At 63.0% G+C, this 16,315-nt stretch carries 11 protein-coding genes; 5 read left to right on the top strand and 6 right to left on the bottom strand.

Annotated features, from left to right (window positions below):
* The first annotated feature begins 102 nt into the window (after positions 1-102).
* On the top strand, positions 103-1,224 hold the full coding sequence (locus N3J91_14310; protein ID MCX8157596.1) for an acyl--CoA ligase: 1,122 nt from the start codon (positions 103-105) through the stop codon (positions 1,222-1,224).
* Here N3J91_14310 and N3J91_14305 read toward each other — a convergent pair whose 3' ends face one another.
* From N3J91_14305 to N3J91_14290, 4 genes are all read right to left on the bottom strand, one after another.
* Positions 1,225-3,954 carry a hypothetical protein gene (locus tag N3J91_14305; protein MCX8157595.1) on the bottom strand — a complete coding sequence of 910 codons (2,730 nt, stop codon included), beginning with the start codon at positions 3,952-3,954 and terminating at the stop codon, positions 1,225-1,227.
* Positions 3,955-3,984: 30 nt separating this feature from the next.
* On the bottom strand, positions 3,985-5,370 hold the full coding sequence (gene lpdA / locus N3J91_14300) for a dihydrolipoyl dehydrogenase (GenBank protein ID MCX8157594.1): 1,386 nt from the start codon (positions 5,368-5,370) through the stop codon (positions 3,985-3,987).
* A 39-nt stretch (positions 5,371-5,409) separates the two neighbouring features.
* Positions 5,410-6,924: a long-chain fatty acid--CoA ligase gene (locus tag N3J91_14295; GenBank protein MCX8157593.1), complete on the bottom strand. Its 1,515-nt coding sequence runs from the start codon at positions 6,922-6,924 to the stop codon at positions 5,410-5,412.
* A 64-nt stretch (positions 6,925-6,988) separates the two neighbouring features.
* Positions 6,989-7,537 carry an HAD-IIIA family hydrolase gene (locus tag N3J91_14290; GenBank protein ID MCX8157592.1) on the bottom strand — a complete coding sequence of 183 codons (549 nt, stop codon included), beginning with the start codon at positions 7,535-7,537 and terminating at the stop codon, positions 6,989-6,991.
* Between the two features lie 141 nt (positions 7,538-7,678).
* On the opposite strand from N3J91_14290, the gene N3J91_14285 reads away from it, so the two are divergent.
* The 3 genes from N3J91_14285 to N3J91_14275 are packed head-to-tail and all read left to right on the top strand — an operon-like array spanning position 7,679 to position 8,815.
* On the top strand, positions 7,679-7,846 hold the full coding sequence (locus N3J91_14285) for a hypothetical protein (protein MCX8157591.1): 168 nt from the start codon (positions 7,679-7,681) through the stop codon (positions 7,844-7,846).
* Positions 7,831-8,208, top strand: a complete 378-nt coding sequence (locus tag N3J91_14280; protein MCX8157590.1) for a hypothetical protein — start codon at positions 7,831-7,833, stop codon at positions 8,206-8,208. Before N3J91_14285 ends, N3J91_14280 begins: the two co-directional genes overlap by 16 nt.
* A 58-nt stretch (positions 8,209-8,266) precedes the next feature.
* Positions 8,267-8,815: a hypothetical protein gene (locus N3J91_14275; GenBank protein MCX8157589.1), complete on the top strand. Its 549-nt coding sequence runs from the start codon at positions 8,267-8,269 to the stop codon at positions 8,813-8,815.
* A 14-nt stretch (positions 8,816-8,829) separates the two neighbouring features.
* Here the strand turns inward: N3J91_14275 and N3J91_14270 are convergent, their stop codons facing one another.
* Positions 8,830-10,089, bottom strand: a complete 1,260-nt coding sequence (locus tag N3J91_14270; GenBank protein ID MCX8157588.1) for an acetylornithine transaminase — start codon at positions 10,087-10,089, stop codon at positions 8,830-8,832.
* 138 nt (positions 10,090-10,227) lie between these two features.
* On the opposite strand from N3J91_14270, the gene N3J91_14265 reads away from it, so the two are divergent.
* The gene (locus N3J91_14265) at positions 10,228-12,363 is read left to right on the top strand and encodes a DUF5060 domain-containing protein (protein ID MCX8157587.1); all 2,136 of its coding nucleotides are present in this window, start codon (positions 10,228-10,230) and stop codon (positions 12,361-12,363) included.
* Between the two features lie 24 nt (positions 12,364-12,387).
* Here N3J91_14265 and N3J91_14260 read toward each other — a convergent pair whose 3' ends face one another.
* Positions 12,388-16,248, bottom strand: coding sequence for an AsmA family protein (locus N3J91_14260; protein MCX8157586.1), 3,861 nt, complete (start codon positions 16,246-16,248; stop codon positions 12,388-12,390).
* Positions 16,249-16,315 lie beyond the last annotated feature (67 nt).

Here is a 16,315-nt window from a genome sequence, read left to right as displayed (position 1 = left end):
GGCCGGCGATGGACGTTTGCGGAGCTGGCCAGGGCTTCAGAAGGGCCGGCGCCGGTGGAAGATCATGGACTTTGTCACCCGAGGGGGATGGGGGCGGAATTTGTGCTTACTTTGCTGCGGGCATGGCGTGCCGGGCTGGTGGTGTGTCCGCTGGATCAAGGCAATCCACCGCCGGCAGACGGGCGGTTGCCTGCGGATTGCGCGCATCTCAAACTCACCAGCGCCACCACGGGGGCGCCGCGGGCGGTGGCGTTTTCCGCCGAGCAGCTTTGTGCCGATGCCCGGCAGATCATGGAGGGGATGGGGCTGAGGCGGGAGTGGGCCAATGTGGCCACCATTTCGTTGGCGCATTCATATGGTTTTTCGAGTTTGGTGCTGATGCTGGTGTTGGAGGGCATGCCGCTCATTTTGGCTGGGGGGGGGTTGCCGGAGCAGTTGCGGGCCGCCAGTGGCGTGCTGCCCGATTTGGTGGTTCCCTCGGTGCCGGCCTTGTGGCGGACGTGGCTGGAGGCGCAGGCCATTCCTTGCAACATTCGGGTGGCCATCAGCGCCGGGGCTCCGCTGCCGTTAACGCTGGAACAACAGGTTTTCGAGCGGCACGGCCTGAAGATTCATAATTTTTACGGTTCCACCGAGTGTGGCGGGATTGCTTATGACGGGACGGACAAGCCACGGCCGGAGGCGCAACTTGCGGGGCGGGTGTTGCCGGGAGTGGAGGTGGGGCTCAACGCCGAGGGCTGCGTGGAGGTGAGGGGCCCGAATGTTGGCCTGACCTATTGGCCCGAGGCTGATCCGGCGCTGGGTGGGGGTGTTTTTCGGACGCGCGATTTGGGAGAGAGCCGGGGGGGATACCTCTACTTGTGGGGGCGCGCCAGTGATCAAATCAACGTGGCGGGACGGAAGGTGTCGCCGGAGATGATTGAGCAGGTGTTGCGCGCGCATCCCGAGGTGCGGGAGTGCGTGGTGTTTGGCGTGCCGGATCAGGGGGGACACCGGGGAGAGGCCATTGTGGCGGCGGTGGCGCTGGCGGCGGCAGAGTCGCTGCCGGCCGTGCGCCAGCATGCGCAGCATCATCTGCCGGACTGGCAATGGCCCAAGCACTGGTGGCTGGCGGAGGAGTTGGCCGCCAATGCGCGCGGAAAAATATCGCGGGCGCAATGGGCGGCGCGCTTTCAGCAGGCCCGGCAGGGCGCGGTGGTGGGCCGGAATGAGGCGGGCGGCTGATCAGGGCAGGAACATTTGACGCAGTTGCCTGCCTTCGGGGTTGGCTTCGAGGAAATAAACGGGGGAATCGGCAAGGGAAAGCGTGCTTTGCGCGAGGGGGTTACCCATGATGTCCCTGGCTTGAACTCCTTTGGGGAGGGTGAGCGTTATGGGCTGGCTGCTCCAGGCGATGGCCACGCTTTGGCGGCCACAGCGGAAGAGGTAGGCGCAGAGGGAGTTTTGGTTGCGGGCCCCGAGGCAGGCATCGGGGGTGGCCAGGAGGCGGTTCAAAGTGGCCACGGCGGCGAGCATTTTGCGGGGCTGTCCGCCATATTCAAAGAAGATGCCGCCTTCGTTGGGGCCGTTGATCTGGGCGGAGCTGCCGGCATGCAGCAAGAGCTTGCGCACGCCATGAGCGAAGGTGACGGCCACGTATTTGACGAGATGCTCGGAGGCGGCGCGTTCGCTGGGCCAGCGTGCGCGGGTCATGGCGGAGTCGCCGGTGCGGGGCGGCAGGCAGGCGGGGTCGTCGTCGGCATAGCAGCCGTATTCGGTAATCCAGACAGGCTTGGGGCCGCCGTGTTGGCGCATGGAGGCTTCAAGCTGGGCGAAGGAAGGTTCCTGATTTTCGGTGGGGGCGGGGGGGTCGTACATGTGCAGGTCGAGAATGTCCACAAAGCGCAGGCCCCCTTTTTCCACGAATTCCAAGGTGAGGCCGGCGTCCGGGCCGGTGCCGATGCCGCCGACAATGAGAGCGGATTTGTCCGCGGCTTTCATGCGGGGGTAGGCGGATTCGACGGCCTGGAGATAATCGGCGATGGAGTGGCCGTCACCGCGGGGCAGGGCGTAACTGGTATAGATGGGTTCATTGAGGAGATGATAGGCCTGCACGCGGCCGCGGTAATGGCGGACGACGGCGGCGGCATAGTTGGCGAAGTCTTCCCAGCGTTGTGGGGCCTGGGCCACGAAGCGGCGCTGGGGCTCGTAATCCTGGGGGCGGAAGGGGGGCTTGAGAGGGGGATTGGAAGTGGGCGAGGCCCAGCGGGAAGACCACCAGGAGGAGGGGAAGGGGAGGAGCACGAGGGGTTGGCCGCCGAGGCGCAGGACGCGGTCAATTTGTTCATCGGCCATCTGGAAATTCCATTGGCCCTGTTCTTTTTCCACTTCATGCCATTTGGCGGACCAATCGCGCCACCAGCGGATGCCGGCGGTGTGGGCGAGGTGCATCAGGAAATCCCAAGGGTAGGCATGATTCATGCCGATGGCTCCCTGGGCATGGGTGACGGGTGCAAGCAGGGCGCAGCGCAGGGCATTGGTGCCGTAGGGAGTGGCCCACTCCAGCCGGTAGAAGCCCAGGCGATTGGTCAACAGACCGCGCAGCGTGAGGGTACCCCGGCGGAGGTGGGGGGAAATCTGCTCGGTGAGAGGGACTTCATGGGGGGCTTCATAGATTACGCGATCAAAAAAGTCGGTAAGGCGCAGAAGCCCCTGAAGGCGCGGGGGCGCATCGCCCCAGGCGGCGGCGCGGAGGGTCACGGTGAGGCCGGCGGCGGGGTTGGTGAAGAGGTTGCCGGTGACAGGGGTTTCCGCAAAAGTTTCGATGGGCTGGCGCGGCTGAAACGCGGTGGCCGCCGCTTTGGGGTGGAGGGCGACACCGTCCAACCAGACGGTGCCCGCCGGGCCGGTGGAGGATAAATAATCCGGCCCGACAGCGACAAAGATGAAGGGACGTTGGGGTTGGAAGTCCAGCGAGTACCGTTGCCATTGGCGGTTGGGGCGGATGGTATGCTGGCGGGAGGGGCCTTCGGCCTCGATAATGGTCAGAGAGGTGGGAATGCCCTCGGGTTCGGAGCGCAGATCCACAGAGAGCTGCATGGGCGTACCGGGTTGCACGCGGAGCCAGCCCAGGTTGGCGGCCTGGAGGCGGCGGACGGTGCGGCGGACGGCCTGGAAATAGTCAAAGTAGAACACGGGAGCGGTCTGGTCGTTCCAGGTGATTTTGAGGCAGCCGCCGCCGTCCGAGCCGCCGGTGGGGGACCACTGGGCCACCAGTTGGAATAATTGATTGCCCCAACCGCCCGGTTCGTTGTTGTAGCTTCCCCAGTTGGCGGCGCCACACTCGAAGGCGCCATTGGGCACGGCATTGGGAACGCCCTCAGCGGGCCATTGGGGGAACCATTGTCTTCCGCCCGGAATGGAGACAAGCTCCACGTCATCCAACCAGAGCGTGCCGGTGGATTTGAACCAGAATTGCAGGCGGCTGTTTTCGGCGGGGAGAGAGTCGGTGGCTTCAAAGAGGAATTCAAAACGCTGCCATTGGGGGGTGGCATAGAAGCCGACGTCCAGACCCACATTTTTCCAGACTCGGGTATTGTTCAGGCCCACCGAGACGCCTTTGCGGATGTTTTCGGCTCTGGCGCGGAAGGAGAGTTTGTACCAGCGTCCGCGCTCGACGGAGACCTGGCCGAGCTGGCAAATCATGGCGTGGGAGCTGGGGGTATCCTTGCCCATGGCCGTGCAGCGCAAGCGGGCGCACCAGCCGCCGTCGGCGGTCTCCCTGTCCAACTGTTGTTGGGTTTCGCGGTCGCCGGCGGCCTGCCAGAAATCTGGAATGCCATCGGCGTTGGCATCCAGTTCAAAGGAGCCGTTGGCCACGAGGTTGGATTGGTTTTGGGCCAGGGCGGCCGCGACGGCGGCACAGCCGAGGAAGAGGCAGGCCAAACGCCTGCCGGCAAGCCAGAGCGAGGTCATGGCGGCATATTAAAGAAGCGGCCCGCCAAATCAAATGTGAATCGCGCGGCCGTCCACGGCCAAGGCGGCTTCCTTGAGGGCCTCGGAGAGGGTGGGATGGGCATGGCAGACGCGGGCGAGGTCCTCGGCGCTGGCGCCAAAGGCCATGGCGGCGGCGGCTTCGCCGATCAATTCGCCGGCATGCGGCGCGATAATGTGCACGCCCAGGAGGCGGTCGGTTTCGGCGTGGGCCAAGACCTTGATTTTTCCCTCGGTTTCGCCCAGGGAGCGGGCGCGGCCGCTGGCCAGGAGGGGGAAGACGCCTTGGCGATAGGGGACGCCTGCCTCCTTGAGCTGGGTCTCTGTTTTGCCGACGGAGGCGATTTCGGGATGAGTGTACACCACGCCGGGGATGAGGTCATAATTTACATGGCCCTGGCCGCGGACGAGGCCTTCGACGCAAGCGATGCCTTCCTCCTCGGCCTTGTGCGCCAGCATCGGCCCGCGGATGACATCGCCGATGGCATAAATGCCCGGGATGGGTGTGGCAAAATGTTCGTTGACGGGGATGCGGCCTTTGTCGAGGGCCATGCCCAACTGTTCCAGGCCCAGGCCGGCGGTGTTGGGGAGGCGGCCAACGGACAACAGGACATAGTCACATTCCAAGGGGGCGGCGCCCTCGCGTTCCACCACACAATGCTCGCCCACGCGCCGGGCGGAGGTGACGCGGGTATTGAGGTGAAAGGTCAATCCCTGGCGGGTGAAGATTTTCTGGGCGTCCTGCGCCAATTCGTCATCCATGCCCGGCAGGATGCGGGGGAGGTATTCCAGGACAGTGACCTGGGCGCCAAAACGTTGCCAGACACAGCTTAGCTCCAGGCCGATATAACCGGCGCCAATGACCACCAGCCGACGGGGGACTTCCGTGAAGGAGAGGGCTTCGGTGCTGGTGACGATTCGCGAGCCATCCAGTTCGACTCCCGGCAGGGGGGCGGGGACGCTGCCGGTGGCGATGATGAAATGGCCGGCTTGAAGGCGGAGGGTGTCCTTGCCCCTGATTTCAATTTCCCGGGGGGAAATGAAGGAGGCCGTGCCCTGGAAGCGAGTTACCTTGTTTTTACGAAACAATCCTTCGATGCCCCGGGTCAGGGTTTGCACCACGTGGTCCTTGCGCTTGAGGACGGCGGGCAAATCGAGGGTGACGCCACAGGCGCGCACGCCATGTTGGGCCAGGGTGGTGAGGGCCTCGTGGTAACGGGCGCTGGATTCCAACAAGACTTTGCTGGGGATGCAACCGATGCGCAGGCAGGTGCCGCCCAGGAGGGGTTCCTTGTCCACGCAGGCGGTGTTGAGGCCCAGTTGGGCGGCGCGAATGGCCGCCACATAACCGCCCGGCCCCGCGCCGATGACCACCAGATCAAACGCTTTGGTTTCCACGCGGCCAACTATATCCCAAGGGCGGGGAATGACAAATGGTTAAGCGGATTCCGCGGCGGGCGGGGAGAGGCTGCGCAGGGCCATTTGGCGCAGGTCGGTCTTGAGGATTTTGCCGGTGGCGTTGCGGGGGAGGGCGGGGAGCACGGTTACCTTGCGCGGCACCTTGTAGTGGGCGATGCGGTCGCGCAAGTAACGCAGCAGGGCGTATTCGTCCAGGGTGGCGCCGTCAGTCAAGGACACGTAAGCCACGGGCTGCTCGCCGCGGCGGGCATCGGGGATGCCAATGACGGCGGCTTCGCGGATGCCGGGATATTGGTAGATTAATTCCTCGATTTCGCGGGGATAGACGTTGATGCCGTTGACGATGAGCATGTCTTTTTTGCGGTCGGTGATGTAGAAATAGCCGTCTTCATCCCGGTAGCCGACATCGCCGGTGAGAAACCAGCCGTTGCGCATGACGGCGGCGGTTGCCTCGGGCTGGTTCCAGTAGCCCGCCATGACGTTGCCGCCGCGGATGCAGATCTCGCCGATCTCGCGCGGGGGCAGGAAACGGCCTTGATCGTCCTGGACACTCATTTCCACGTCGGGGATGGGGACGCCGATGCTGCCTTCCTTCCAGGGGCCGCGAATGGGGTTGAGGCTGGCCACGGGGCTGGTTTCGCTCAAGCCGTAGCCCTCGAGGAGGGGGAGGGGGAATTTGCGGTTGAACTCGCGGAGGATTTCCACCGGGAGGGCGGCGCCGCCACTGATGCACAACCGCAGCGGGAGCTGGGGGGGCAGCTCGGCCTGGGCAAACAGGCGGAAGAAAGAGGGGACGGCGGGGAGGATGGTGCCCTGATGGCGGAGGATTTCCATGAGGATGTTTTTGGCGGGGTGCACGGATTTGATGAGCACGATGGAAGCGCCGGTGCAGAGGGGCAGGAGGACGCAGACGGTGAGCATGAAACTGTGAAACATGGGGAGCAGCAGCACAAAACGGTCGCCGAGGGTGCTTTCCAGCATTTTTTGGCAACTACGGATGTTATGCAGCAGGTTGCCGTGGGTGAGCATGGCGCCTTTGGGGCGGCCGGTGGTGCCTGAGGTGTAAATCAGCACCGCCAAATCTTGTTCCGTTCGCTGACATGGGGAGGGCGGAATGGCTTGCTCCTCCGCCGGGGTGGTGGGCAGGTGTTCCACCAGCCACACCGTGAGGCCGGGGAATTTTTCGGCCAATATTTTCGCCGGGTCGGCCAGGGAGGTATCGGTGATGAGATGCCGGATGCCGGCGTCCTGCAACATGAAGGCCACTTCTTCGGGTTTGAGAAAATTGTTGATGGGGACGGCGACGGCGTTGGCCATGAAAATGCCGAACAGAGCGGGGACAAATTCGGGGCAATTTTTCAACCAGAGACCGACGCGGTCGCCGGGTTGGACCCCCAGGCGTTGCAGTGCGGCGGCCATCCAGAGGGATTGATGGTAAAGGTGGGCATGAGTGAAGGAAGCATCGCCCCAAAAGAGGGCCGGTTTTTGGGGGTTATGCGAAGCCGCCAAAGACCATTGGGTTGCGAGATTCATGGGCCTTTTAATTAGCATCAGGCGGCCTAAGCTGCAAACCCAACCTTAAAACCTACGCCCTGGGTTACTCGTCGAGGGAACAGTTGAGGGAGTGCAAGTGAATGATTTTATCCACGGCGGCGCGGAAGTCGGGGACCACACAATCATGGTGGTTGGAGCCATTGGAAGAGCTGCGGATCATGATGGAGACGCAGCCGGCCCAGCGGGCGGCATCGGCATCCTGCCATTTGTCGCTGATCACGTAGGAACGCGGCAGATCAATATGCCACTTATAGGCGGCTTCGATCAGCAGACCCGGGCGCGGTTTGCGGCAGGGGCATTGATCCATTTCATCGTGCGGACAAAAGAAGAGGTCGTCCAAAGGGAAGATCTGGCGCAAGAGCGCGTGCATGCGATCCAACTCAAACCGGCTTAAATAACCGCGGCTGATGCCGGGCTGGTTGGTGGTGGCGATCAGGAGGAAGCCCTGCTCCTTCAAGCGACGGAGCAAAGGCAGGACTTCCACACAAATTTCAAACTCCTTGAGGGCCGTGGGGGGGACGGCTTTGCCACGCTCCACCCGCGGCCGGTTGAGTATCCCGTCGCGCTCTAAGAATACGGCAGGCTTTATCATGACTGAATGAAAAGCAACTCGCTCGCCGCTCTCAGAATTGCGAATGCCAGAGATGACTGTAGGCTTGACGCTGCTGGTTGGGGTTCATAGGATAGAAACATAAAATCACTGTGGGCGAGTGTCCGGCTTTTTCTTTGGGTATTGTTGCTTGGCTGCAATGGGTGTGTGGTGGATCGCATCATGGACAGCGAGGATCGGAAACATTACCTGGACTACCGAACTGAGGCCGAACGAATCAACATGGAACGGGAGAAAAACGGGTTGCCCCCGCGCCCGATTCTTACGTACGAGGAATGGAAAAAGCAATGAAGCGACTCTGTCTTGGCATCGTTCTGTTCACGGGACTTTATTTTACTGTGGGCGCGGCTGAGGCTCCGCCGAAGAGTGCGGAGGCTCAAGGTGTGGTGCTATGGGAGTACGGCTTTTTCAGGTTTGCGGGGGACCAGACAACGATTGTATGGCCTGATGGCTCCACGCAGCGGGTGATCCCCTTTGGCGGTCGTCGCCGGCCGGACAAGGCCGATGAGCGGATGTGGTATATCACCGGGGCAATCAACATCATGGCGGCCAAAGGCTTTGAGGTTGTTTGGATGGATGAGGATGATGTGATTATGCGGCGGCGGGTGACGGCCAAGCTGGAGGAAGCGCCGGCAGAGAAAAAAGCGCCCTGAGTTTGTGGTTATGAATGCCAAGGCACGCCCTGGGGGAGGGAAAGTTGCGGGTTTAGTTTTGGGTTTGGTGCTTTTTCTGGTCACGGGGTGTTTTGTTATTTCGGTGAATCCCTTTTATGAGGAGAAAGAGGTATTTTTCGAGCCTGCCCTGTTGGGGCGATGGCAGGGGGAGGGGCAGCATTGGCGGTTTGAGCCGTCCGAGCATGAAGCCAAAGCCTACCTGGTGACCTATTCGGCTGAGGGCAAAGCATCGAAGATGTGGGGGCATCTATTCAAACTTGAGGAGCAATGGTTATTGGATTTGACGGGTGGCACTACGGGAGAAGTCTTGCCGCCGCCGATTCCTTCCCACATGGTGCTGCGGGTCAAGCTGGAGGAGGGCAAGTTAACGCTGCAAGCGCTGGATTACGAGTGGGTCAAGGAATGGTTAAAAAAGAACCCCAAGGCGTTGCGGCATCAATGGCGGGTCAGCCCGGATGATCCGGAGGCCCCTTTTTTTGTGCTGACGGCAGAAACGGCGGAGCTGCGGGAATTCCTGCGACAGCGACTCAAGGATGCGGAGGCCTGGAGCGCGCGCATCCAGTTGGAGCGGCCGGAAGAACGGTGAGGGCCGGCGGAGCGTCAACCAAGCTTTTCGAATACTTCGGCTATGCGAGCAATGCCCTCGGCGGCTTCGGCGCGGGTGAGCGTTAACGGAGGCAGGAGGCGGATGACTTGATTGCCGGAGGGGATGGTGAGGACGCCGGCTTCGTGCAGGCGCTGGACCATTTGGAGGGAAGCCGGTTTGTCGGTGGCGGCAAAGGCGGGGATGTCGGCTTTGTCGGCCAGTTCAAAGCCGAGCATAAACCCGAGGCCACGGACGGACTTGAGCCATTGCGGAAATCGGGCTGCCAGTTTTTCCAACTCCTGTTTCATCCAGTCGCCGGTTGCGCGGGCGTTGTCCGCCAGGTGATCCCGTTCCACGATGTCCAAAACTTTCAGCGCGGCGGCGCAGGCCAGGGGGGTGCCTCCGAAGGTGGTGGCGTGGCTGCCTGGTCCCAGGAGGTCGGCATAGGGCTGGCGCACCCAGAAGGCGCCCATGGGGATGCCGCCTGCCAGGGATTTGGCCATGGAGATCGCATCGGGCAGGAAAGTTTCTCCGCCGGCCACGCCTTCCAAGATACGTTGAAAACTCTGGAAGCGTCCGGTGCGGAAGTAGCCGCACTGGACGCCGTCCATCATGAGAAGCAAGCGGTGTTCATCGCAGAGGCGGCGCAGGCCCAGGAGGTAATCCGGGGTGGCGGGGGTGATGCCGCCTTCGCCCTGGACGCCTTCAATTAACACGGCCACGGTGGCGGGGGAGAGGGCGTTTTCCACGGCCTGCAAATCGTTGAAGGGCACGTGGCGAAAACCGGGCACTGAGGGCCCGAAGCCTTTTTTCACTTTGTCCTGGCCGGTGGCGGCAATGCCGGCGAGGGTGCGGCCGTGGAAGGAGTTGAGGGCGGTGATGATTTCGAAGCGGCCCTCCTCGTGGCCGAACCGCCGGGCCAATTTGAAGAGGCCCTCGTTGGCTTCGGCGCCGCTGTTGGCAAAGAAGAGCTTGCCGGGAGCGATCAAGCCTGCCAGGCGTGCGGCGAGCGCGCCCTGCCAGGGGTGGTAATAGAGGTTGGAGACGTGCACCAGGGCGCGGGCCTGGGCGGCCAGGGCTTCCGCCAGCTCGGGATGGGCATGGCCGAGGCTGCAAACGGCGATGCCGGCGCCCAGGTCGAGATAACGGCGTCCGGCGATGTCCCACACCCAGGCGCCCTGGCCGCGGGTCAGGCAAAGCTCGAAACGCCCATAACTGGGCACCACAAACTGTTGAAAAGTGTTTTTGACGGCCTCCCAGGAGGGGCCGGACATGGCGTTTGCGGATGCAGCGGTTGTTTGCATGTACCAACCCGCGCAGCAAAAGGAAAATGCGCCGCCGCGTCAACCCATTTTATTGAGACTTCGGGAATGCACGCTTGCCTGGCCAAGAGGGCGTGTCATGCTGTGGCCATGAAGCGCTCCCTGACGATTTTGGTGGGTTGGTGTTTGGGCGCAAGCCCCTGGTATCTCCCGGCGGCCGATTCCGCGCCGCCCGGCAGACGCCTGAGTGTTGAGGTCTCGCAGCCGGTGGTGGGGCGCTTTGAGAAGATTGAGTTCACCTTTCCCTTTCAGGCGGTGGCGGACAATCCGCATGATCCCGTGGAGGTGGATGTGCGGCTGGAGATGGTCACGCCGTCGGGGGATCGCCTGACACTGCCGGGGTTTATTTATCAACCGTTTGAACGATTGACGCGCGCCGGCCGGCAAGGGGAGGGTGAAGCATGGTATCCGGCGGGCAAGCCAGTATGGAAGGTGCGATTTGCGCCCGCCGAGGTGGGGCGCTATCGGGCGTGGGCGCTGGTTACGGATCGCGCCGGCAGCGTGGCATCGGAGGAGTTCACGTTTGAATCCCGTCCGTCCAATCGGCCGGGTTTTTTGCGGGTATCCGCTCATGATTATCGCTACCTGGAATATACGGATGGCAGGCCATTTTTTGCGGTGGGCCAGAACATTGCCTTCATCAAGGATGTGGGTCTGCAGGGGGAGATGCTGCGGCGATTTGGGGCGGCGGGCGGTAATTTTGCGCGGGTGTGGGCCTGTGCGGAGGATTGGGGGCTGGGGATCGAGGCACGCAAGAGCGCGTGGGGCCGGTCCTGGAGCTGGAATCCTCCGCTGGTGATCAGCCCGGATGCCGCGGGCTATCACGCCAACCGGCTGTGTGTGAAGTTGAGCGGGGAGGCGGGGGCCACGCTGACGATGAATCCTTCGCAGCCGGTGGTGTTGCGCGCCCAGACCGCCTACACTCTGCGCCTGGCTTATCGGGCGGAGGGGCAAAGCGAGGTGAGTTTTGAGCTGGCCGGCAGCCAGACGCTGCCGCCGCGCCGGCAATGGACGCCGTGGAGCATGACGTTTACCAACCTGAATTGGGCGGCCCTGCCGCCGGTGGTTTTTCGCCTGCCCCGGGGTGGCACGGTGTGGATGCGTGATTTTTCGTTGCAGGAGGCGGGGGGCGGGCCGGAGCTGCTGGAGGAAGCCGATCCCAACCGGCCGGTGATGGGGGTTTACAATGAGCGGGACTGTTTTTATCTGGATCGCGTGTTGGAAACGGCCGAGCAAAGCGGGGTGCATCTGCAGATTGTTTTGTTCACGCGCGATCATTACATGCACCTTTTACGGCAGGCCGGGGGGCGGGGATACCGGACGGCCACTGATTATGCGCGGCGGCTGCTGCGTTATGCGGTGGCGCGGTGGGGGTATTCCACGCACGTGGCGGCGTGGGAATATTTTAATGAGATGGATCCCGGGCTGCCGACGGAGGCATTTTACACGGAACTGGGGCGTTATTTGGACACGGTGGATGTGTATCGGCATTTGCGGGTGAACAGCACGTGGCATTCCCCCTCGAAGGATTACGCGCATCCGGATTTGGACGCTGCCAATCAGCATCATTACCTGCGCCCGCCTTCCGGCGAGATTTGGAAGGATGAAGTGGCCAGCATTCTTGCGCAGTATGAAATCAACCGCGCCCGGTTGAAGGAGCGGCCGTTGTTTTTTGCCGAGTACGGCATCACCGATGCCAACTGGCAGCGGGCGCCGGAATTGGAGCAGGACAAGGAATGGGTGCACCTGCACAATGGGCTGTGGCTGACGCTGGCGCTGGGGTATGGGAGCACGGTATGCCATTGGTACTGGGATGACGTGCATCGGCGGAATGCCTATGCGGTTTATGAGCCGGTGGCGCGTTTTGTGCGGGACATACCTTTTACGCAGGCGCAACTCAAACCGGTGCAGGTGAGCATCACTCCGCCGCTCAAGGCGTTTGGCCAGAAAGGGGAGGGCATGGCCTATTTTTGGATTTGGCATCCACAGGCGACGTGGTGGAGGCTGGCGATGGAGAAGCAGGAGGCGCCGGTGGTGAGAGATGCGGTATTGGAGGTGCCGGACATGGCTGCCGGGGCCTGCCAGGTGCAATGGTTCAATACCCGCGAAGGCCAGCCCCTGCAGGAGAGCACGGTGGCCTCCCAAGGGGGCCGGTTGCAATTGAGAGTGCCCGAGTTCCGCCGGGATGTGGCGGTAAAAATCCGCTGGCAAGCCAAAGGCAACTAGAGATGCGGGGCGTTTTGGGGGGGCCTACGGCTTGGGTTTGGGGCGGAATAAATCGTTGATCAGGTTGTTGATCGGGGCGTTGGTGTTGGGTGGGGTGGGCTTGGGCTGGGTGGGCGGCGGCGGGGCGTTGGTGACCGCTTTGGTTCCGCCACCCAGGAGGTTGCCCACGCCCTGGAGCAGCGCGCCGGCCTCGCCGCCGACTTCCTTGCCCACGCGTTGGAGGGCGGTGCCGGTGATGGCCTTGGTGTTGAGCCGTGTTTGGGGGTTATCCAGCGTGCCGCGCACCGCCACGAAATCAGGCAATTTCACATGACTGGCTCCCGGCGCGGCGCTGACGATTTGCAGCCGTTGGGCCAGCGGGACGGAAAGGGAGATCTCCACCGGCAAATCCAGGGGGCTGGCAGTGAGCACATCGGCCATGGGGATGCGGCCGCGGGAGCCGACGATGATGGTGGAATTGGCCAGGGTAAAGTCCCGCAGCTCGATGGCGCCCTGGCCGATTTCCATTTGCAGGCGTGAGGTGGTGAAGGGTTGAGCGATGAGGTTGGGCACGCCCACGGCGGTGCCCACGGCATTGAGCAGGGGGTCCAGGATGCCGACGAGGACACGGAGGAATTGCTGGGAGGGCGTGGTGGTGGCCCCGCGTGGGGGGGTGAGCAACTGTTTGATGCGCAAGGCGGCGTTGGTGACCTCCAAGTGGAAGTGGCCGCTGAGGTGTTGCCGCAGATTGGGGCCGGTGCTGCCCTTGCCTTTGAGGGCCAGGGCCAGGGAAAGGTCGCCCTGCCAGGGGTCGGGGGAGGGGGTCAGGAAGGAGGCTGCCAGCGGGGCCAGGGGGAGCCGTTGGAGCTGGAGGTCCAGGTCATATTGATAGCCGGGGACAGCCAGATTCAAATCCACACGTCCGCGGGCTGGCGCGCCGTTGAGGGTGGCGGTCCAATTGCTGAGGCTCAGGCGGGGGCCATCCACGCGCACCCAGGCTGTGAAATTGCTGGCCGCCAATTCTTCGAGATAAAAGTGCGAGGCGCGGGCGGTGATAAGGAAATTGGTTAGCGGGAGTGTCGTGGGAGGCGCTTCCACCTGGACGGTGGAGGGCGAAGCCGGCGGGGTGGCATTGGTTTGCGCGAGGGCCTTGTAGAGCCGATGGTACGGGGTCCAGTCCAACCCTTCGGAGGCGATGTCGAGGCGGCCGGTAATGGCGGAGAGGTTGGCCAGAGCGATTTGTCCCTTGATTTCGACGCGATTGGTGGCACGGGCGGTGGGGGCCAGTTGGAGGCTGGCAGTGCGGAGCTCCAGACGGTTGGCCAGCGGTGAGGCGGCGTCCAGCATCAGACCGAGGGCCAGAGGCTCCGGCGGGCGCTGGCCGGCTGCGTCGCGCCAAGACAACCGGCTCACTTGCGCGGAGGCGGACAGGTAGGTTGGGGCGCCGGGCTGATAGCGGCCTTCCGCCTCGGCCTCCATGGAGATGCTTTCGAGGGTGGCCGGGGCGAGGGCCCGGGCGAGCCAAGGTCGGAGGGCATTTTCATTCAGCCCCCGGACGCGGGCCTTGAATTGGGCATTGGTGCGTGAAGCGTCCCACTGGCCGGCGAGTTCCACCGTGCCGGCATCGCGCTGATTGAACTGGAAATGGGCGTGCACGCGCCGGGCCTCCAGCAGGGCGGCGCGCTGACTCACATCCAACTGGAGCTCGGCTGTCAAAGGCTCCCGCGGCCAGGTGCCGGCGGGGTCGGTGAGCAGGCAGTTGGTCAATTGCAGGCTGCCATGGGCGGACCATTGGCCGGGGGCGTAGGCCATCACCAGGGCGGCATTCAGGCGGGCAGATTCCAGGCGATTGGAGCCCAGGAGGGCTGCGGCTGATTGGAAGAGGCGCTCGTTGACATTGGAGAGTTGCAGCGAGAGCTGGCCGTTGGTGCGAGTCAAATGATGTTGGCCGGACATTTCGAGGAAACCGGCCGGTTGGCCGGCCTGGGACGAACGCGCCTGCAGCCGGCGGATCAGGACCCAGTCGTTGCTGAGCACCAGATGGCTGTCCACCTCGGCGCTCAGGCGATCGAGCACGAAATCCTCATACTTCCCGCTCAGGTTTTGCAGCCGCCATTGGCTGACAATGGATTGCGAGAGCAGTGGAGCGGGGGCATTGGTGGGGGCGTGATTGTGCTGGGTGACTTCGCCTGAGAATTGCAGATTGCCGGAGGAGAGGTGGGCGTTGGTGAGGCCTGCTTGGGCGAGGAGCCGGGGCAGGGCTGCCTCGGTGTCCAGCTTGAGATGGAAATCCTGGCGGACATGATCCACGTGGCCGGTGGCGGTGGCGGTGAAGATCTTTTCCCGGCCTTCCAGATAACGGAGAGCCAGGTGCGCCAGGTCGGTGCGTTGGAATTGGGTGGTGAGGGTGCGGGCCTCGGCCTGGATTTCGGCGGCGGTGAAGAGGTTGGTATCCAGCTTGAGGCGCAGATTGCGGATGCCGCCGCGGGCATCGAGGGCGAGGGTTTGTCCGGCGTTGCGGGATTGCACCAGCGCCCGCAAATCCACCTGCCCGCCGAGGTCCAGGTCGGGCAGCAAGGCCCGCCAGTCGGCCAGATTGAGGTTGTCCACGGTGAGGAGGAATTCGGATTCTTCCGGCAGGCCCTGGGTTTTGCCCCAGCTTACCTGCATGGGGCGCGTCAGGGTGGCGTGGACGAGGGGCCGATTGCTCAAGGTGGCGGTGAGGGCCAGTTCCCGGAGGTTGGCCCATGCATTGGCGCGCTGCACTTCGACGGCAAAGCGCAGGCGCAAATCGGCTGGGGGCGTGGCGTTGCCCCGCTGGGCGAGACTGAGCTGGGCGGCATCCAAGGTGCCGGCGGCCCTGATGGTTTGGGCCTGTTCGGCCAGCTCGATTTCACCCCGGGCTGAGAGGGAGGCATGGGGGATGGAGTAGCCGGTCATGGCCACGGCGAGATTGAGGACCTGGCCGCCGACGCGATCCAATTCAAACTGGAGTTTGCCCTCACCGCGGGCGGGCTGGAAGGGGCCGCGGACATGCAGGGCGGCGAGGGGTTGATTGCTGCGGGTAAATGCGAGAGTTCCTTGTTTAATTTCGGTGGGGGTCCAGTCCCAATCCAGTTGTCCGGCCAGGGCGCGGGTTTCGGCCAGCATGCCTGTGGCTTGGTTGATTTCGAGTTTCAGACGGCCCTGGCTGGCGGTCGGCAGGAGTTTATCATCCAGGGTCAGGGTTCCCTCGACGGAGAGCGGACAGGCCAGCGACTGGGTTTGGGAGCCATCCTGCTGGTGCCATTTCAGCAGGGTGGCGAGGCGGAGGGCGGCGGTTTGGCGATTGCCCACATTTTCCAGGGTCAAATTCAAGCCGCTGATTTCCACGGATTGGGCATTGGTCGGATGCCGTTGCTGGTAGGCCAGGAGGGTGTTGGACAGCACCAGTTTTTTGATCAAGAGGTCGGGGGGGGCGGAAGAGGTGGGGGCCTGGGTGGGTGCGTCAGAAGGTTGGATCAGGCGGCTCCAGTTGTTGCGGCCATCGGCGTCTTCGACCAAGCGCACCTCCAGGCCGTCCAGGGTGATTTCATCCAGATAAATCCTGCCCTTGAGCAAATCGGACAGACTGGAGTAGCGCAAGGAGAGTTGCTTGACGGCCAGCAACGGCGCGGCGCCGGTGGTTTCCATCTTGAAGCCGCTCAGGACGATGCCGCTGAAGGGGGACACGGTGGCGTCGTCGGCGGAGAGCCTGGCCTGCATGGCTGCGCCTGCTTTGGGGAGGAGGACGCTTTTGAAAAACCAGCCGCTGGTGAGCAGGAGGTAGGCGGCGACGAGGATGAGGGCCAATCCGCCGGCCAGGATTGCCAGGAGTTTCAGGCCACGCCGTCCGGCGGTGGCGCTTTGCTTTGACGGTTCACTCATAAAAAACAAACATCATTGTGACGGAAGACTAATATCGCGCAATTCATTATCCAACGCCATTTCTTCC

This window comes from Verrucomicrobiia bacterium (assembly GCA_026414565.1).
Taxonomy (GTDB): domain Bacteria; phylum Verrucomicrobiota; class Verrucomicrobiia; order Limisphaerales; family Fontisphaeraceae; genus Fontisphaera.
Note: the sequence above shows the minus strand (reverse complement) of the source record. Positions and strands in the feature narration are given on the sequence as shown.

What these genes read in the sequence shown, in the direction of transcription:
- N3J91_14305 (MCX8157595.1), bottom strand. Translation starts at nt 3,954, where the DNA reads ATGACCTCGCTCTGGCTTGCCGGCAGGCGTTTGGCCTGCCTCTTCCTC.
- N3J91_14295 (MCX8157593.1), bottom strand. Translation starts at nt 6,924, where the DNA reads ATGAATCTCGCAACCCAATGGTCTTTGGCGGCTTCGCATAACCCCCAA.
- N3J91_14290 (MCX8157592.1), bottom strand. Translation starts at nt 7,537, where the DNA reads ATGATAAAGCCTGCCGTATTCTTAGAGCGCGACGGGATACTCAACCGG.
- N3J91_14280 (MCX8157590.1), top strand. Translation starts at nt 7,831, where the DNA reads ATGGAAAAAGCAATGAAGCGACTCTGTCTTGGCATCGTTCTGTTCACG.
- N3J91_14270 (MCX8157588.1), bottom strand. Translation starts at nt 10,089, where the DNA reads ATGTCCGGCCCCTCCTGGGAGGCCGTCAAAAACACTTTTCAACAGTTT.
- N3J91_14265 (MCX8157587.1), top strand. Translation starts at nt 10,228, where the DNA reads ATGAAGCGCTCCCTGACGATTTTGGTGGGTTGGTGTTTGGGCGCAAGC.
- N3J91_14260 (MCX8157586.1), bottom strand. Translation starts at nt 16,248, where the DNA reads ATGAGTGAACCGTCAAAGCAAAGCGCCACCGCCGGACGGCGTGGCCTG.